A 14,731-nucleotide genomic window follows, 5' to 3' on the forward strand; every position below is an offset into this window, starting at 1 on the left:
GTTTTGCAGATACGACCCGATCAGAACTTTGCCCCTGCGCGAAGGCCGATCGTGCGAGGTGCGGTGGCGAAAACATAAGGCCGACCGGTGCATGCCCCGCACGAAACCGTGCGCGAGAGCTGGCCGCGCGTATCAAAGATGTTGGAGACGAAAAGCTCGAGCGAATAGTTTGTCCAATTGCTGCCGATGGCTGCGTTGATTGTGCCAAAAGACGGCAAGCCGCCTTGGGCATTGGCAAAGGCAACGCGCAGATCCGATGAAGCCTCCGACTGGAAGCTGAAGTTCAATTGGCCATAGACATTGGCACTGCCGACAGGCGCTGTGTAGCGCGCGGTTGCCGCCATTTTGAGCTGCGGAGTGATCGGCAGACGGGTTCCGCCGGGAGCCAATACGTCGGCGCCCGAACAGACCACGCCTTGATCCGCAGTACGGCACAAGTTGTTCAGCGTCTTGGCATCGGTGTAAGCTGCGGCAATGTTGAGGTTGAGCCGCTCCAGTTGGAAAGTGGCATCAACGTCGAAGCCGCGAATCCGCGCGTTAGGACCGTTGGTGATGACGGTAAAGCTGTTGGGGCCAAGATAGCTGAACTGGAAATTTTGCCAGTTTTGCTGATAAACGGCGGCATTGAGCCGCATGGCACCCAGCTTTACCTTGGCACCAAGTTCATAATTCATCAGGAAATCCGGCCGGTAGCTGCCGAAATCGCCGCGGCGGTTATTGCCGCCGGGGCGAAAGCCCTTCGATGCTGTGGCATAGAACAACAAGCCATCCCGAGGTTTCCAAGTGGCGTTGAAGCGCCAGGTTGCGCCGTCACCCTTGGCCCGCACGGGATCGACCCTGCCGTTGTTGAACTCGCCAAGGTTGGTGCATGGCCCTCCGGCCACGGCGGCCGGAAGCAAGGTGGTGTCTGCCTGTCCCGCCAATTGCGCGGCACGCAGCCGCACGCCGGATTGGGTGAAGCACCCGGCAACGCCGGTTTGCGTCGAAAAGATTGCGTTGGGCGGGCCGCTGTTGTTGCCGCCCTGAATGAAGTTTGGATCACGGCCAAAGCCGAAGAAGCCGATCAGCGTGTTGTCATATCTGAAATACCGGCCGCCGGCGGTCAGCGTGACGGTTGGCGCAATGTCCCAGCTCAGTTCGCCGAACGCCGCGTAGTTTTTGTCGACGCGATACTGCTTTGTGAGCCACAGGGTTCCAGGCAGATTATTGACCGAAAGCTGCGGAGCAAGATTGGTGACCAGATAATTCTGCTCGATCTGGTTCGACTGGAACTGGTAAAATGCGCCAGCTACAAGCCGCACAGGATTTTCCACCGGTGAGGCAATGCGCAATTCCTGGCTGAACATCTTGAAATGGTCACCGCCGATCACCCGCTGGCGCGGATCGATCGTGTCTCCGGCTCCATCCTGAAAATACTGGTACGAAGCCACTCCGCCAGACGAGGCATAGATCGAATCGTAAGCCTCGGCATAGTCGGTGTAGTCGCTCGACGAAAAAGTCTTGCGATCAAGGTAGGCTGTGGCCGAGGTCAGATCCCAGTTGCCAATCTTGCCTTCGATCGTCAGCGCGCCCTGGATAAACCGGTCGTTGCGGAAATCGGGGAAGAAGCGCTGGACCTGCAGATCGCCGACGCTGGGATCGAAGCTGTAGATACCGTGGCTTTTGGTTTCCTGAATCATGACCGACGGGGTCACCGTCCAGTTGTCGTCCAGATTGACCTTCAGCGCGGCGCGGCCGCCATAGATGTCGGTATCGTTGAAGTTCTTTTCCACCAAGCCCGCGTTGTTAACGCAAATCCCGCCTGGCTGGAGCAGAAAACAGCGCGTCCCGGCCACGTTGTCGATAAACCCGGCATCTTTTTGGTAGAAAGCAACAATGCGCAGCGCAGCCGCCGACGATAGCGGAAGGTTGATCATGCCTTCGATGTTTCCGCCCTGGCCGCCCTTTTCAACGGTGTTGACCTGGCTATCGATCGACGCGGAAAATCCGGTTGCATCAGGCTTGTTGGTGATGATGCGGATCGTACCTGCCTCGGAGCTTGCGCCATAGAGCGTGCCCTGCGGCCCGGCGAGGCTTTCGATGCGGGCAATATCGTAGACATGGACGTCGAGGTTTCCGCCGATCGTCGTAACCGGCTGTTCATCGAGATAGACACCGACCGAGGGGAGTGAGCCTGAATGATTGCCATCGCCGCCCGAGGCCACGCCGCGCATGTAGATCACGTTGGTTCCCGGCGTACCGGCCGATTGCGCCACGATCGATGGCAACTGCTGCGTGTAACTGTTGAAATTCGAAACGTTAAGCTGATCAAGCTTGGCGCTAGTGAGCGCCTGAATGGCGATCGGCACGTTCTGGAGGTTTTCGCTACGCTTCTGGGCTGTGACGATGATCACGTTGGGATCGGAATCGACAATCGCAGCATCTGCTGCATTCTGCGGCGCATCCTGCGCCATCGCGACTGGCGCGGCGAGCGCGGTGGAAGCCAGCAAAGCCAGCCGGGTCAAACGACCGGCCATCGAGTCCCCGTAAATTTTCATGATTTTGCCCATCCCACGTTTTACGTCGATTATCCCAACCGGGTGCACCCAGCGCACCGGTGAGGTCAAGAAGGTACGACTGTGCTTGATCTGTTGCGCCCCAATCTGTTGCAACTCAGCCACACTGCCGATCACAAACCGGGCGGCGCATCGGGGTATGCTTCCAAAACTGGCCCCAGTGCTGCCTCCAGCGGCCCTAGCCAAGGCTCGAAGGCTTTCCATGCCTCGGTCCCTTCGCGGTAGATCGGCTGGCGCACTTGCTCTGAACTGGGTGTGCGCACCGCGCGCGCGTTGTCATAAAAGGCCAGGCACGCGGGCTCGAAATCGAGCCCGCAGTAAGCCAGCAGCGCGCGTACTTCGCCCTCGGTGTCGTCAACCATCCGCTCGTAAATCACACGGTGAATCCGGCCCGGCAAAACCGCATCGAGATGTGCCATCAGCCGCACATAATCCCGGTAATAGCGCCCGACGTCGTCCAGATCATACGTAAAGCCCTGCCCCCGCGCAAAGTGTTGCTTGAAATTGGAAAAGCAGCACGACAGCGGATGGCGGCGCGCATCGACGATCCTGGCACCCGGCAGGATGAGGTGGATGAAGCCCGCGTGCAGCCAGTTGTTCGGCATCTTGTCGATGAACAGCGGCCGCGCGGTGTGCCGCTGCACCCGGGTGCGCGCCAGATAGTCCTCGCCCAGCGCGCGCAGCTGCGCCGCAGACAGTTCCGCCAGCGCGCGAGGATAGCCATCGATACTGCGCGCGAGCATCGCGATATCGGGCAGCTCGGTGGTGCCCTCCACCGCGCTGTGGCTGGAGAGGATCTGCTCGATCAGCGTGGAGCCCGCGCGCGGCATGCCCAGTACGAAGATCGGATCGGGCGCGGCGCAGCCGGCCCCTGCCCCTCGCGCAAACAACGCGGGCGCGGCGGCGGCGATCATGGCATCGACTTGCGCGGTCATGTCCTGCGCCCGGTATGCCAAGCGCTTTTTGCGCAAGGCGTTGGCGGCGGCATAGTGCGCGAAAGCGGCCTCGGCCTCGCCGCGATCCTCCAGTCCCTTGCCCAGCGCAAAATCGAGATGCCAGCGGTCTTCGTCCGCAAGATCGTCCGGCTCCAGCGCCGCCCGCATCGCCGCCAGATCCTTGTCAGAAAAGCGCACCGTCTTGAGATTGGCAAGGCTCCACCACACCTCGCCCAGCCCGGGACTGAGCTCAAGCGCGCGGCGATAGGCGGCAATCCCTTCGGTCAGCTGGCCCACGGTCTTGAGCATGTGGCCAAAGCTCATCCAAACTTTAGGTTGATTCGGCGCATCGCTCAGCACCTGGCGGTAAAGTGCCAGCGCCTCGTCAAACTCGCCAAGCCGGCCGAACGCAGCCGCCTGCAGATTGGCTGCGCCGATATTGTCGGGATCTTCGGCGGTGACGCGCGCCAGTTCGTCGATCGCCTCGGCCGCGCGGTTGGTGCGATAGAGCACCAGCGCCAGATTGGCGCGCGCCGGGGTGAAACCGGGGGCGAGCTCGATCGCCCGGCGCAGCAGGTTTTCCGCGTCGGTATAGCGCCCGATCCGTCCGGCCAGCTCGGCAAACAGGCGGATCGCGCGCACATCGAACGGATTTTCCTTGAGCAGCGCGCGCAGCAGCGGCTCGGCCTCGTGGAGCACGTTGTCGTTCATCGCCATGGCGGCGGCAACGAGGCGCGGATCGTATGCAGTGACAGTGGCCATCACCTTTGCAACAAACACGGTGACGGCGCGCGATCAAGCGTTACTGTCATGATCTTGTCCCCGAAGCGGGGAGCGGGGGAGGCGCGCGTGGGCACCAAGGGCAAAGGTCTCGGCTTCTGGATGGTGCTGGCGCTGTGTGTCGGCAACATGATCGGCTCGGGCATCTATCTGCTCCCCGCCACGCTCGCGCCGCTGGGCACCAACCAGCTTTATGGCTGGATCGTGACCATCGGCGGGGCGACCTGCCTTGCTGCGGTGTTTGCGCGGATGAGCGCGAAGCTGCCGATCTGCGGCGGGCCTTATGCCTATGCACAGGCCGCGTTCGGGCCGTTTGCCGGGTTTTGCGCGGCATGGAGCTATTGGGTGATGCTGTGGGCGGGCAACGGCGCGATTGCTGTCGCCGTCGTCAGCAATCTCAGCCTGATCTTTCCCGCCATCGGCCAGACCACCGGCCTGCCCGCGCTGCTCTCGGTGGGCTGCGTCTGGCTGCTGACCTGGGTCAATATTCGCGGTGTGCGCTCTGCCGGAGAGGTTTCGGTGATCACCAGCGCGATCAAGCTGATGCCGCTGGTGCTGCTGATCGGGCTTGCGCTGTGGCTCACGCTGATCGGCGCGCCGCATGTAGCGCAGCCGCCGGTGCCGATTGCGGCGGGCGCGATTGCAACGGCGGCGGGCCTCACCTTCTGGGGCTTCCTCGGCCTTGAATCCGCGACCGTTCCGGCGGGCAAAGTGGAAAACGCGGCGCGCGTGGTGCCGCTCGCCACGCTGATCGGCGTAATGCTCACAGGCGTGATCTACCTCGGCATCAGCCTGGCCTTCTGGGCCTATATGCCGTTGGCTGCCGCCGCCGCCTCCCCCGCCCCGGTCGCCGATTTGCTGGGCCGCTATTTCGGCAGCGGCATGGGGCAAGTGGTCGCGGTCTTCGCCGCGATCAGCGCCTTCGGCACGCTCAACGGTTTCATCCTGCTGCAAGGCGAAATGCCCTGCGCGATGGCGCGCGGCGGGGTGTTTCCGGCATGGTTCGCACATGATGGCGCGAGCGGCACGCCGGTGCGCAGCCATGTGGTGTCCTCGATCCTGCTTTCGGCGGTAACTCTACTCAATTTCGGGCGCGGCATGGGCGATCTGTTCCAGTTCATTGCCTCGATCAGTCTGGCGGCGGGAATGCTCAGCTATTTCATCAGCATGATGGCCGCGATCCGGCTCTTGCCGGAAGAACGCTGGCTGATCGTGGTCGCGCTGATCGGCGCGGCGTTCATCGTCTGGGCGACCTGGGGGCTGGGCGCGAGCGCGGTGGGATACGGCGCGCTGCTCGTGGCGGCAGGGCTGCCGGTCTATTGGGCGGTGCGGCGGGGGCAAGGCGCGGCGCTGGCATGAAGCCCCGCTGGTGGAAGCGGCTCTGGCTGCGCTATCTCTATTATTGCAAGCAGCACTGGATCATCGCCGGGGCGATCACGGTGTGGGTGCTATGGGGGGTGCTGCAGGTGGGCATCCAGCTGCTGCCCGTGCTGCTGCAGTTCGTGTTCGAGTTTGGGATCTCGCTGATCGCAGCGCTCTAGCGCGCGTCCCCCTTCACCACCGCCTTCGGCGCCGGTCCCCCTCCCCGTTTGGACTTCGTCAAAACAGGGAGGATCAAGGTCCTCCCCATTTTCCCGCAGGGCAAATGGGGAGGTGGCAGTCCGGAGGACTGACGGAGGGGTGCTTTACCGCGCCCTATGCAGCGCTTTCCACACCACCGAGCGGTCGCGGATGATCTCCGCCGCCGCATTGTGGCCGGGAGCGCCGGTGACGCCGCCGCCCGGGTGCGTGCCCGATCCGCACATGTAGAGCCCCTTGATCGGCGAGCGGTAGTCGCCGTTGCCGAGCACGGGCCGCGCGCCATAAAGCTGGTCGAGGCCCATCTGGCCGTGGAAGATATCGCCGCCGATCAGGCCGAACTTGCGCTCCAGATCGAGCGGCGAGTGGATCTGGCGGCCCAGCACCGCTGCCTTGAAATTGGGGGCATGGTCGTTGACCGTGTCGATGATGAGATCGGCCACCTTCTCGCGCACATCGTCCCAGCTTTGCGGGCTGCCGTTCTTCTTGGGCGGCAATTCGGGCGCGAACTGCTGGCAGAACAGGCTGGCGATATGCTGGCCCGGCGGCGCGAGGCTGTCGTCCACTGTGCTCGGCAACTTGATCTCGATGATCGGCTTTTTCGACCATCCCTGCGCTTTGGCGTCGGTAAACGCCTGATCCATGTAGTCCATGCCCGGCGCGATGATGATCCCGGCGGTGTGGTGCTCGGCCTTGTCCTTGCCCGGCAGCACGGTAAAGCTGGGCAGCTCCGACAGCGCGACATTCATGCGGAAAGTGCCCGAGCCGGTCTTGTAGCCCTTGATCCGGCGGTTGAAATCGGGATCAAGATCGCTTGCATCCACCATCTGGCGAAAGAGCATCGCCGGGCCGACATTGGCCGCAACGATCGGCGCATAAAGCTCCTCGCCGCTCGCCAGCTTGACGCCGGTCGCTTTTCCATTGTTCACCAGCACTTTGTCGACCGGGCATTCGAGGCTGATTTCCACGCCATATTCGGCGCAGGCGGCGGCCATCGCGGTGGTGATCGCGCCCATCCCGCCAACCGAATGGCCCCATGCGCCCATCTTGCCGTTCACTTCGCCAAACACATGGTGGAGCAGCACGTAAGCGCTGCCCGGGGTCGAGACGCCGGCATAATTGCCCACGACTGCGTCAAAGCCGAACGCAGTTTTCACATAATCATGTTCGAACCAGCCATCGAGGAAATCGCGCGCCGACTTGGTGAAAATGTCGAGCAGATCGCGCTGCGCGGCGAGGTCCATCTTGGCCAGCGGCCAGCCCTGCTGCGCCGCCAGCATCAGTGAACGCGCGCCGCCGCCGGCATTGGGCGGGGTTTGCAGCGCGATATCGCGCAGCACTTGTGCCACCTTTTCAAGCGCGGCGTCGTAATGCTTGTAGGCGTCGGCGTCCTTCTGCGAAAACCGCGCAAACTCCGCCTCGGTGCGCGCCGCCCCGCCGCCGAGCTTCAGGTAGGTATCTGCAAACGGGAAGAAATTGCTGATCGTGCGCTCGATGATGCGAAAGCCGCGGTCGTGCAGCTTCATGTCGGCGATCACCTTGGGCCGCAGCAGGCTGACCGTGTAGCTCGCGGTCGAATTGCGGAAACCGGGATGAAATTCCTCGGTCACGCAGGCCCCGCCGACGATATCGCGCCGTTCCAGCACGCGCACTTTCATCCCCGCCTTGGCCAGATAAAACGCGCAGACAAGGCCATTGTGGCCCCCGCCGATGATGAGCGCGTCGTAGCGATTGGTCATTGGTATGCTCCCGATTTCCTAAGTGGGAAGAACCCACCCCCGACCCCTCCCGCAAGCGGGAAGGGAGATTTGCGTTGCGCCCCTCCTTCCCCCCTCCCGCCTGCGGGAGGGGCCGGGGGTGGGCATTCCCTTAGCCCTTGCTCCACCCCGGCGGCGGCGCTTTGTGCAGCCGCGCCTCGGGCGTGATCGCGCGGATCTTGCGCGCGAAGCTGCGCAGGCAGACCTCGCTCTGGCCAATCGGCCCCGCGCCATAGGTTTGCGAGGCCATGCCTTGCTGCACCCGCTCGATCAGCCAGGTATCCTCCTTGTTGACCACCCTGTTGATCCGCCAGTTGGCATAGCGCACCAGCTTCATTTCGCGGCTCGCATCGGGCAAGGCGAAGGCCATTTCGCGAAGCACGCAAGTCGTCGGCCCGGTCGGCAGCCACTGCATGAAATCGATCTGATCGGCATAGATATCAAAAGCGATATTGGGCCACAGTTTGTAATAGAGCCAGCGCCGCTGGCCTTCGAGCGGCAGATGCGGCGCAGGCGGCAGGTGCGCCTGATAAAACCGCTCCCAGAACAGCGCAGAAGGCTTGTCGACCAGATCGCCCTTCATCCGGTCGACCCATTCCTGCGCCTCGATCTCGTAGGACTTGGCGAAAATCCGCACCAGCCCGTCGTGGACCACTGGAATGTGGAGGTTGTCGGAATAGTTGTCGCCGACATTCTTCCAGTTCACGCTGCGCGGGCGCAGCCGCACATCGCTGATCCGGCGCATCTCGGCAAACCGGTAAGGCGCGACTTCGGCTTCATAGGGGGCCATCATCTCCGCCACCGAAGGAAAGCCCGCATCGGTCAGCCGCACGAACACGAAGCCGTGCCAAATCTCCAGCGCCACTGGCACCAGCCCGTTTTCCTCCAGCTTCAGCGCTGGATAATCCGCCTTCATCGGCACCCCGGTCAGCCGGCCATCGGTTTCATAGGCCCAGGCATGATAGGGGCACACCAGCTTCTTCGCGCAGCCTGCCGGGCCTTCGACCAGCCGCATCGCGCGGTGGCGGCAGACATTGGCGAAGGCGCGGATGACGCCGTCCTCGCCGCGCACCGCGATCACGCTTTCGCCGATATAGTCGAGCGTGCGGTAATCGCCGGGCTGCGCCAGATCGCTTTCGTGGCAGACGATCTGCCACGACGGGCGGATCACGCGCTCCATCTCGCGCGCATGGTTTTCGGGATCGGTGTAGAGCCAGCCGGGCAGGCTCCAGTCCGCGTCGGGATCGTGCTCACTCTCAGCCAGCGCCGGAAACGCGGATTGATCACCCATATCTGCCGAATCCCTGCGCACGAAATTGCCTGTTGGACGATCGTACAACAACGCGTATCCCATGCAAGATGAAATCGCCCGCCTTCTCCCGCGCCGAGCCTGACGCCCGCCGCCTCAGCCTGATCGAGGCCTGCGCACGGGTGCTTGCCGCCGCCGGTTCCGCCGGTGCGAGTGTGCGCGCGATTGCGCTGGAGGCGGGAGTTTCGCCTGGCCTTGTCGGGCATTACTTCGGCGGGATCGACGCGCTGGTGGCGGCGACGTATGCCCATGTCGATGCGCAAGTGTCAGACGCGCTCGATGCCGCAGTCGCGGCGGCTGGCGCCGCCCCCCGCGCGCGGCTCGAAGCCTTCGTCACCGCCAGCTTTGACGCGCCGATTGCCGATCGCGCGCTGCTGGCGACATGGATCGCGTTCTGGAGCCTGATTACCGCGCGCGCCGATCTCGCGCGCCAGCACGATGCGCAATATGCCGGCTATCGCGCCCGCCTCGAACGCCTGCTGGCCGGATGCGGCGTACCAGAGCCCGATCTGCGCCGGGCCGCGATTGCGGTTACCGCGCTGGTCGATGGGCTTTGGCTGGAGCTGTGCCTATCGCCTGGGTGCTTCAGCGCGGAGGAAGCGGGCGGGATTGCGCGCCGCTTCCTCGATGCGCTCATTTCGCCAGATCGGTGACGAGGCTGAGGAAATAGGTGATCCCGGGGCGGATATTCACCAGCCGCACCCGCTCGTTGAGGCCATGCGAAAATTCCTCCGAATCCTTGGTAAACAGCGGGCTGGCCCCATAGCTCGGCACATCGAGCGCGCGGTAGTACATGCTGTCAGAAGCGCCCGAGGACTGGCCGGGCACCACAACGACATCCTTGCCCCAGGCCTTGCGGATCGCCTTCTCGCTCGCCGCGACAAAATCCGCCCGCATCGGCGAGGCATGCGTTTCGAGCGAGCCTTCGGAAACATCGGTAATCTTGACCACCGGCATCGCGATCACTTTGCCCAGTTGCGCCATGATCTCGGCGCGCAGATGGCCGGGGAAGATGCGGCAGTTGACATTCGCAGTGGCGCGCTGCGGCAGCGCGTTGACCGCGTGGCCGGCGCTGACCATCGTCGGCACACACGTCGTGCCCACTTTGCCAACCGTGGCCGGATTGGCGCGCAGGATCGCGAGCGCGGCCTCATCGCCCGGATGGGCGGCAAAGGCGCGCATCGCCGCGGCCAACTCCCGATCGGGCTCCAGATCGGCGGCCTTGGCGAAAAAGCCTTTGGTCAGCTCGTTCTGCTCGGCGGGAAATTTGTAAGCACCCACTTTCGCCAGCGCCTGCGCCAGTTGCACGATGGCGTTATCTGGGCGCGGCGCAGAACTGTGGCCGCCGGGATTGGTCACTTCGAGCTGGAAATCGCCATAGGTCTTCTCCGCGCCGTCCCACGACCATGCCAGCGGCTTGCCCGATGCCTCGTCCAGCTTGCCGCCGCCGCCATCGATGTTGATCACCATTTCGGCATTCTTGAGCTTCTCGGCGATGATCCCGCTGGTCTTCATCACCGTTTCCTCGTCGCCCGAGAATTGGAGGATCACGCTGCGCTTCGGCTTGAAGCCAGCGCGGCGCAGCTCGACCAGCGAGGCCAGCGCCGTCGCCCCGTTGAACTTCATGTCGGTCGCGCCGCGGCCATAGAGGATGCCTTCCTCGACCACCGGGGTGAACGGATCGCGTGTCCAGTCGGCGGGCTTGGCTTCCACCACGTCCATATGCCCCGAAATCACCAGCGGCTTCAGCGCCGGTTCCGATCCCTTCCACGTGGCAATGATATAGGCCGTATCATCGACCGGGGTTATCTCGATGTCGCCTTCGGCCCAGCCGCCGGCAAGCAGCGCCTGCTTGTAAAGATTGGCCACGTCGATGGTGCGGTTGTTCGGCCCGCGCACCGATCGCATGGCAATGGACTTCATCGAAAGATCAAGCACTTGCGCTTCCGCCTGCGGGTAGCCGGGCGCTGCGGCCTGGGCGGGATGGCCCGCAAGTGCAAATGCCGCCATCGCGGCGGAGAGGGTGAGGCGAGATTTGATCATGTCAGGCTGGCTCCTTGATGCGGGCAAAGCTGCCCCGCCTGCGCCGTGCTGGCAACAGGTTTTGTCATGCGCCTGGAATTTCAGAGGTTTAGAGCGGCTTGCGCCAAGCCTTACTCAAACACCCCAACCCTGCTCATGCTGAGCTTGTCGAAGCATCGCAGCGCAACCGCTGCGCTAACACCTTTCGCCCTTCGACATGCTCAGGACTGCAGGGTGAGCGGGGTTGGAGGTGCAAGAGTTCCACCCCACCCGAAACAATCGATTGCATAAAGCGCAACCATGTTCGTGCATTTCGCACTTGCGAGATAGTCCCCAGGGGCGCATTTATCTTAAGCCTTTCAGGCACCCTCTCCCAAACTTTCAAGGGCCATCCGGCAACGGATGGCCCCTTTTTTTTGGGGTAGAAGCATGCGATCCGGCGCTGGTGGTCGACACCACGCGCTCTGCTATTCGCCGCCGAGAAACGCGCCGGGACACGGGCGGAAGGCCGCGAGCCCCGCCATGTCAAAGGCCCCGGCGGCAAGGCTGCGGCGACCGGGCCGTGATGAGAGCCGTCCTGGCACAGCATTTAGCTAGTTGGCGTAGACGGACCATGCCGTTAACAATATAGGTTAAGCTCCGCAGGTGCGTGCCCGAAACTCCCGCTGAGGATGGAAAACCAGTTGACCGTCAAAAATGTTCTATAAGCTGAGATCCTTGACACGGGTGTGGTGCCATTTTCGTGGCCATTGGCCGCTTCGCCAGCAATCAAAAAGCTACGAATTCAACAGGTGGACCCACTGCAGGCGCTGCCGCCAGCTGATGGTTCGCGGCTATGACTACAGGTGGAAGCCCGCCAATTCTAATGAGGAGGCGGCGTTCGAGCGCTTATCTGCCCGCTTTTCGGCTGCCCAGGATCTGGCGGAAAGCTAGCAGCAGCGGCGCGGCGCACGCGAACCGATCATCCCCCTTCACCCATGCGGCAGGATCACCGTGCGCCCCACCACGCGGCGTTCGCGCATCGCAAGATAGGCTTCGCGCCAGTCGTCCAGCCCGACTTGCGCGCTTACATGCGGGCGGATCTTGCCTTCTACCGCCAGCGCGAGGATCGCGGCGACGTTCTCTGCCCCGCGCTCCGGGAAGCGCCGCCCATATTCGCCCGCGCGCACGCCGACCACGGCGAAACCCTTGATCAGCGGGATGTTGGCGCGCACCTGCGGGATGCGGCCGCTGGCAAAGCCGACCACCAGCAGGCGGCCGCCAAACGCGGTGTAGCGGCAGCCCTCATCGAACACATCGCCGCCGACCGGATCATAGACCAGTTCCGCCCCGCGCCCGCCGGTGAGCGCCAGCACTTCCTCGCGGATTCCAGTCGGCCCCGCGAGAAGGTGATCGGGCGCATAAAGCCGCGCAATCTCGGCGCGCTTCTCCGCGCTCGATGCCACCGCAATCACGGCAAGGCCCAGCGCGCGGCCCAGATCGACCGCCGCAAGGCCCACGCCGCCCGCCGCGCCGTGCACCACCAGCGTCTCGCCCGCCTCGGCGCGGCCCAGCCGCACCAGCGCGACCCACGCGGTGAGATAGGCGGCGCGCAAGGCCGCCCCTTCGGCAAAGCTCAAGCGATCCGGCAGCGCCATGATCGCCGCATCGGCAAACACGCCGTACTGCGCCGCGCAGCCGATCCCGCCGACGATCACCCGGTCGCCGGCTTGCCACTGGCTGCCTGGCCCCGCGCGCGCGACCACCCCTGCCCCTTCCATGCCCGGCACGAACGGCAGTGGCGGTTTGGCCTGATAGAGCCCCTCGGTCATGAGCAAGTCAGGAAAACCCAGCGCCGCTGCCTCGATCCGCACCAGCGCCGCGCCCGGCCCGGGCTCCGGCACCGCGCGCGTCCCCAGCGCTACCCCCGCCAGATCGGGCGCGAGCGCTGAAACTTCGAGGACGCGCATTGTCGATTCTGCAGCCATGTCAGTCACCCGCTCAGTCCAGCCGTCGTCACCCTGAACTTGTTTCAGGGTCCATCTCTCAGCGCGCGCCGGAGCTTGCAATGAAAAGATGATGCTGCCGCGGGGTGCCTTTCCGGCGAGCACCGCATATGCAGATGGATGGACCCTGAAACGCGTTCTGGGTGACGAAGATACTTTTTGCCGCAAGCGCGCCCTGCCCCCGGCTCACCCCGCCAATGCGCGCTGGTGCAGCCTGGTGATGGCGTCGAGCGAGGAGAGCAGCGCGCCTTCCTGCCAGCAGCCGTAATACGAGCAATGCTCGCCCGCGAGCACGATGCGCCCGTCCATCGACACCAGATTCTGATAATGCGCGGCGCGCGATTCCTCGGTCCAGGTGGCGCAGCATCCCAGAATCCACGGCATACGGCTCCACGCCAGCGACGCGCCATTGCTGAACTCCGCCTTGTAGTGCGCCGGATGGAACACCGCGCCCTGATCCAGCGCGGCCTGGATGCGCCTTTCGGGGGTCATCCCCGCCAGCACATACGCGCCCACCCCGAACGGATAAGCGCCGAGAAGAACTGCCGGACCATCGCTGAAGCAACCGTGACCCGGATAGCTGACCAGCCCGATCGCCTGATCGGTGAACGAGCTCCCGCCATAGATCGCATCCTCGGTTTCCCAGAAGCGGCGCTTCATCTCCAGCCCGATCTTCACCGAATTTCCATAGGGCAACGCTTTGAGCGCCGCTTTCTTGGTATCGGCGATTTGCACGTCGATCTGGCCCAGAATGCTGGCAGGAATGGTGCAGACCATCCAATCGGCCTTGGTCTCGCCGGCCGCGCCGGTGATGGCGTCGGTCCAGCTGGCGGTCACCCCCTTTTCGTCCTGCGCGATCTTGGTGATGCGCGTGTTGAAGCGGATCGTCTTGCCCACGCGCGCCTGAAATGCCTTGCCGATCCGGTCCATCCCGCCCTTGGCCTGGAACATCGAGGTTTGCATCGCATGCTCGGCAAAGAAGCCAAGCTGATCCCAGATCTTGCTGTCGAGCGTTTCGGAAAGGCCGAAGGGATCATTGGGGATCGGCGCGCCGTTCACCCCGCCGCCCGGCGGCCGCTCCCAGCCGCGCTGCTCGCCCACTTTCTCGCTTTTCCCATAGGTCATGTTCTTGTCGAGCACGCCCCAACTGCGCATCGCCTCAAGCAACCTGGCCTTGTCCTCCGGCGTGACCGCAGCATCGAGCGCGCCGGCATTGAGCGCCTTGCCCAGCAGCTCGGAGACGTGGCCTTTGAAGTCAATCGTCAGGTCGCGGTAGCGCTGCGGCTTGCCGCCAAATGCGGTCTTGCGGTGGATGAAGGCGTTGTGGTTGCTCTGCATGAACGGTTCGAGCGCAACGCCCAGTTCCTTGCAGTAATGCAGCACGGTGCGGTGGTGATAGGGAATGCGCCAGGGGCCGGGATTAAGATAATTGCCCGGCGCGAAGCCCACTTTCTGCACCGAGCCCAGTTCGTTCACCGTATCGCCGCCGCGCAGCGTCATGTTGCGCCCGCCCGCGCGTCCCTGCAGCTCCAGAATCTGGACCTTGTAGCCCGCCTTGGTCAGTTCATAGGCCGCGAGCATCCCGGCAAGGCCCGCGCCGATCACCAGCACCGATGCGCCGGGCCGCGCGCCGGTGAGCTGCGGCGGGCCGGTGAAATGCGATTCGGCCGCATGGCCCAGCACCGTCATCGTCTGATAAAGCGCCGCACCGCCGCCGACTTTGCCGATCACCCTGAGCAGATCGCGCCGCGTTGGCGCAGTGAAGTGATCGAGCATGAAACCTCCTGTGGCGGCGGGGGCGGCAGGAACG

The 14,731-nt window shown here is 63.7% G+C and carries 10 protein-coding genes; 3 read left to right on the forward strand and 7 right to left on the reverse strand.

What is annotated here, in order from left to right; all coding sequences use genetic code 11:
• Nucleotides 1-20: 20 nt before the first annotated feature.
• Nucleotides 21-2,537 (reverse strand): TonB-dependent receptor, encoded by a 2,517-nt coding sequence (locus Q0O40_RS01580; RefSeq protein ID WP_295525337.1) that lies wholly within the window; start codon nt 2,535-2,537, stop codon nt 21-23.
• Between the two features lie 131 nt (nt 2,538-2,668).
• On the reverse strand, nt 2,669-4,252 hold the full coding sequence (locus Q0O40_RS01585; protein WP_295525338.1) for a sulfotransferase: 1,584 nt from the start codon (nt 4,250-4,252) through the stop codon (nt 2,669-2,671).
• Nucleotides 4,253-4,300: 48 nt separating this feature from the next.
• On the opposite strand from Q0O40_RS01585, the gene Q0O40_RS01590 reads away from it, so the two are divergent.
• Nucleotides 4,301-5,629: an amino acid permease gene (locus Q0O40_RS01590; protein WP_295525341.1), complete on the forward strand. Its 1,329-nt coding sequence runs from the start codon at nt 4,301-4,303 to the stop codon at nt 5,627-5,629.
• Entirely contained in the window at nt 5,626-5,811 is a 186-nt protein-coding gene (locus Q0O40_RS01595; RefSeq protein WP_295525343.1) for a hypothetical protein, read from the forward strand. The genes Q0O40_RS01590 and Q0O40_RS01595 overlap by 4 nt, the downstream gene beginning before the upstream one ends.
• A gap of 144 nt (nt 5,812-5,955) precedes the next feature.
• Here the strand turns inward: Q0O40_RS01595 and Q0O40_RS01600 are convergent, their stop codons facing one another.
• Together Q0O40_RS01600 and Q0O40_RS01605 are read right to left on the reverse strand one after the other, a co-directional pair.
• A complete protein-coding gene (locus Q0O40_RS01600) occupies nt 5,956-7,587 on the reverse strand; it encodes an NAD(P)/FAD-dependent oxidoreductase (protein WP_295525346.1) in 1,632 nt (543 codons plus the stop codon).
• Nucleotides 7,588-7,717: 130 nt separating this feature from the next.
• On the reverse strand, nt 7,718-8,896 hold the full coding sequence (locus tag Q0O40_RS01605) for an aromatic ring-hydroxylating dioxygenase subunit alpha (RefSeq protein WP_295525348.1): 1,179 nt from the start codon (nt 8,894-8,896) through the stop codon (nt 7,718-7,720).
• A 68-nt stretch (nt 8,897-8,964) separates the two neighbouring features.
• On the opposite strand from Q0O40_RS01605, the gene Q0O40_RS01610 reads away from it, so the two are divergent.
• Nucleotides 8,965-9,567, forward strand: coding sequence for a TetR family transcriptional regulator C-terminal domain-containing protein (locus Q0O40_RS01610; RefSeq protein WP_295525350.1), 603 nt, complete (start codon nt 8,965-8,967; stop codon nt 9,565-9,567).
• On the opposite strand, the gene Q0O40_RS01615 is transcribed toward Q0O40_RS01610, so the two are convergent.
• From Q0O40_RS01615 to Q0O40_RS01625, 3 genes are all read right to left on the reverse strand, one after another.
• Nucleotides 9,548-10,957 carry a M20/M25/M40 family metallo-hydrolase gene (locus tag Q0O40_RS01615; RefSeq protein ID WP_295525352.1) on the reverse strand — a complete coding sequence of 470 codons (1,410 nt, stop codon included), beginning with the start codon at nt 10,955-10,957 and terminating at the stop codon, nt 9,548-9,550. The two genes, Q0O40_RS01610 and Q0O40_RS01615, sit on opposite strands and share 20 nt — an antisense overlap.
• Nucleotides 10,958-11,907: 950 nt before the next feature.
• Nucleotides 11,908-12,903, reverse strand: a complete 996-nt coding sequence (locus tag Q0O40_RS01620) for an NADPH:quinone oxidoreductase family protein (RefSeq protein ID WP_295525355.1) — start codon at nt 12,901-12,903, stop codon at nt 11,908-11,910.
• Nucleotides 12,904-13,107: 204 nt separating this feature from the next.
• Complete coding sequence (locus Q0O40_RS01625; protein ID WP_295525357.1) at nt 13,108-14,697, reverse strand: flavin monoamine oxidase family protein; 1,590 nt, start codon at nt 14,695-14,697, stop codon at nt 13,108-13,110.
• Nucleotides 14,698-14,731 lie beyond the last annotated feature (34 nt).

This window comes from Novosphingobium sp. Chol11 (assembly GCF_945870625.1).
Lineage (GTDB): Bacteria > Pseudomonadota > Alphaproteobacteria > Sphingomonadales > Sphingomonadaceae > Novosphingobium.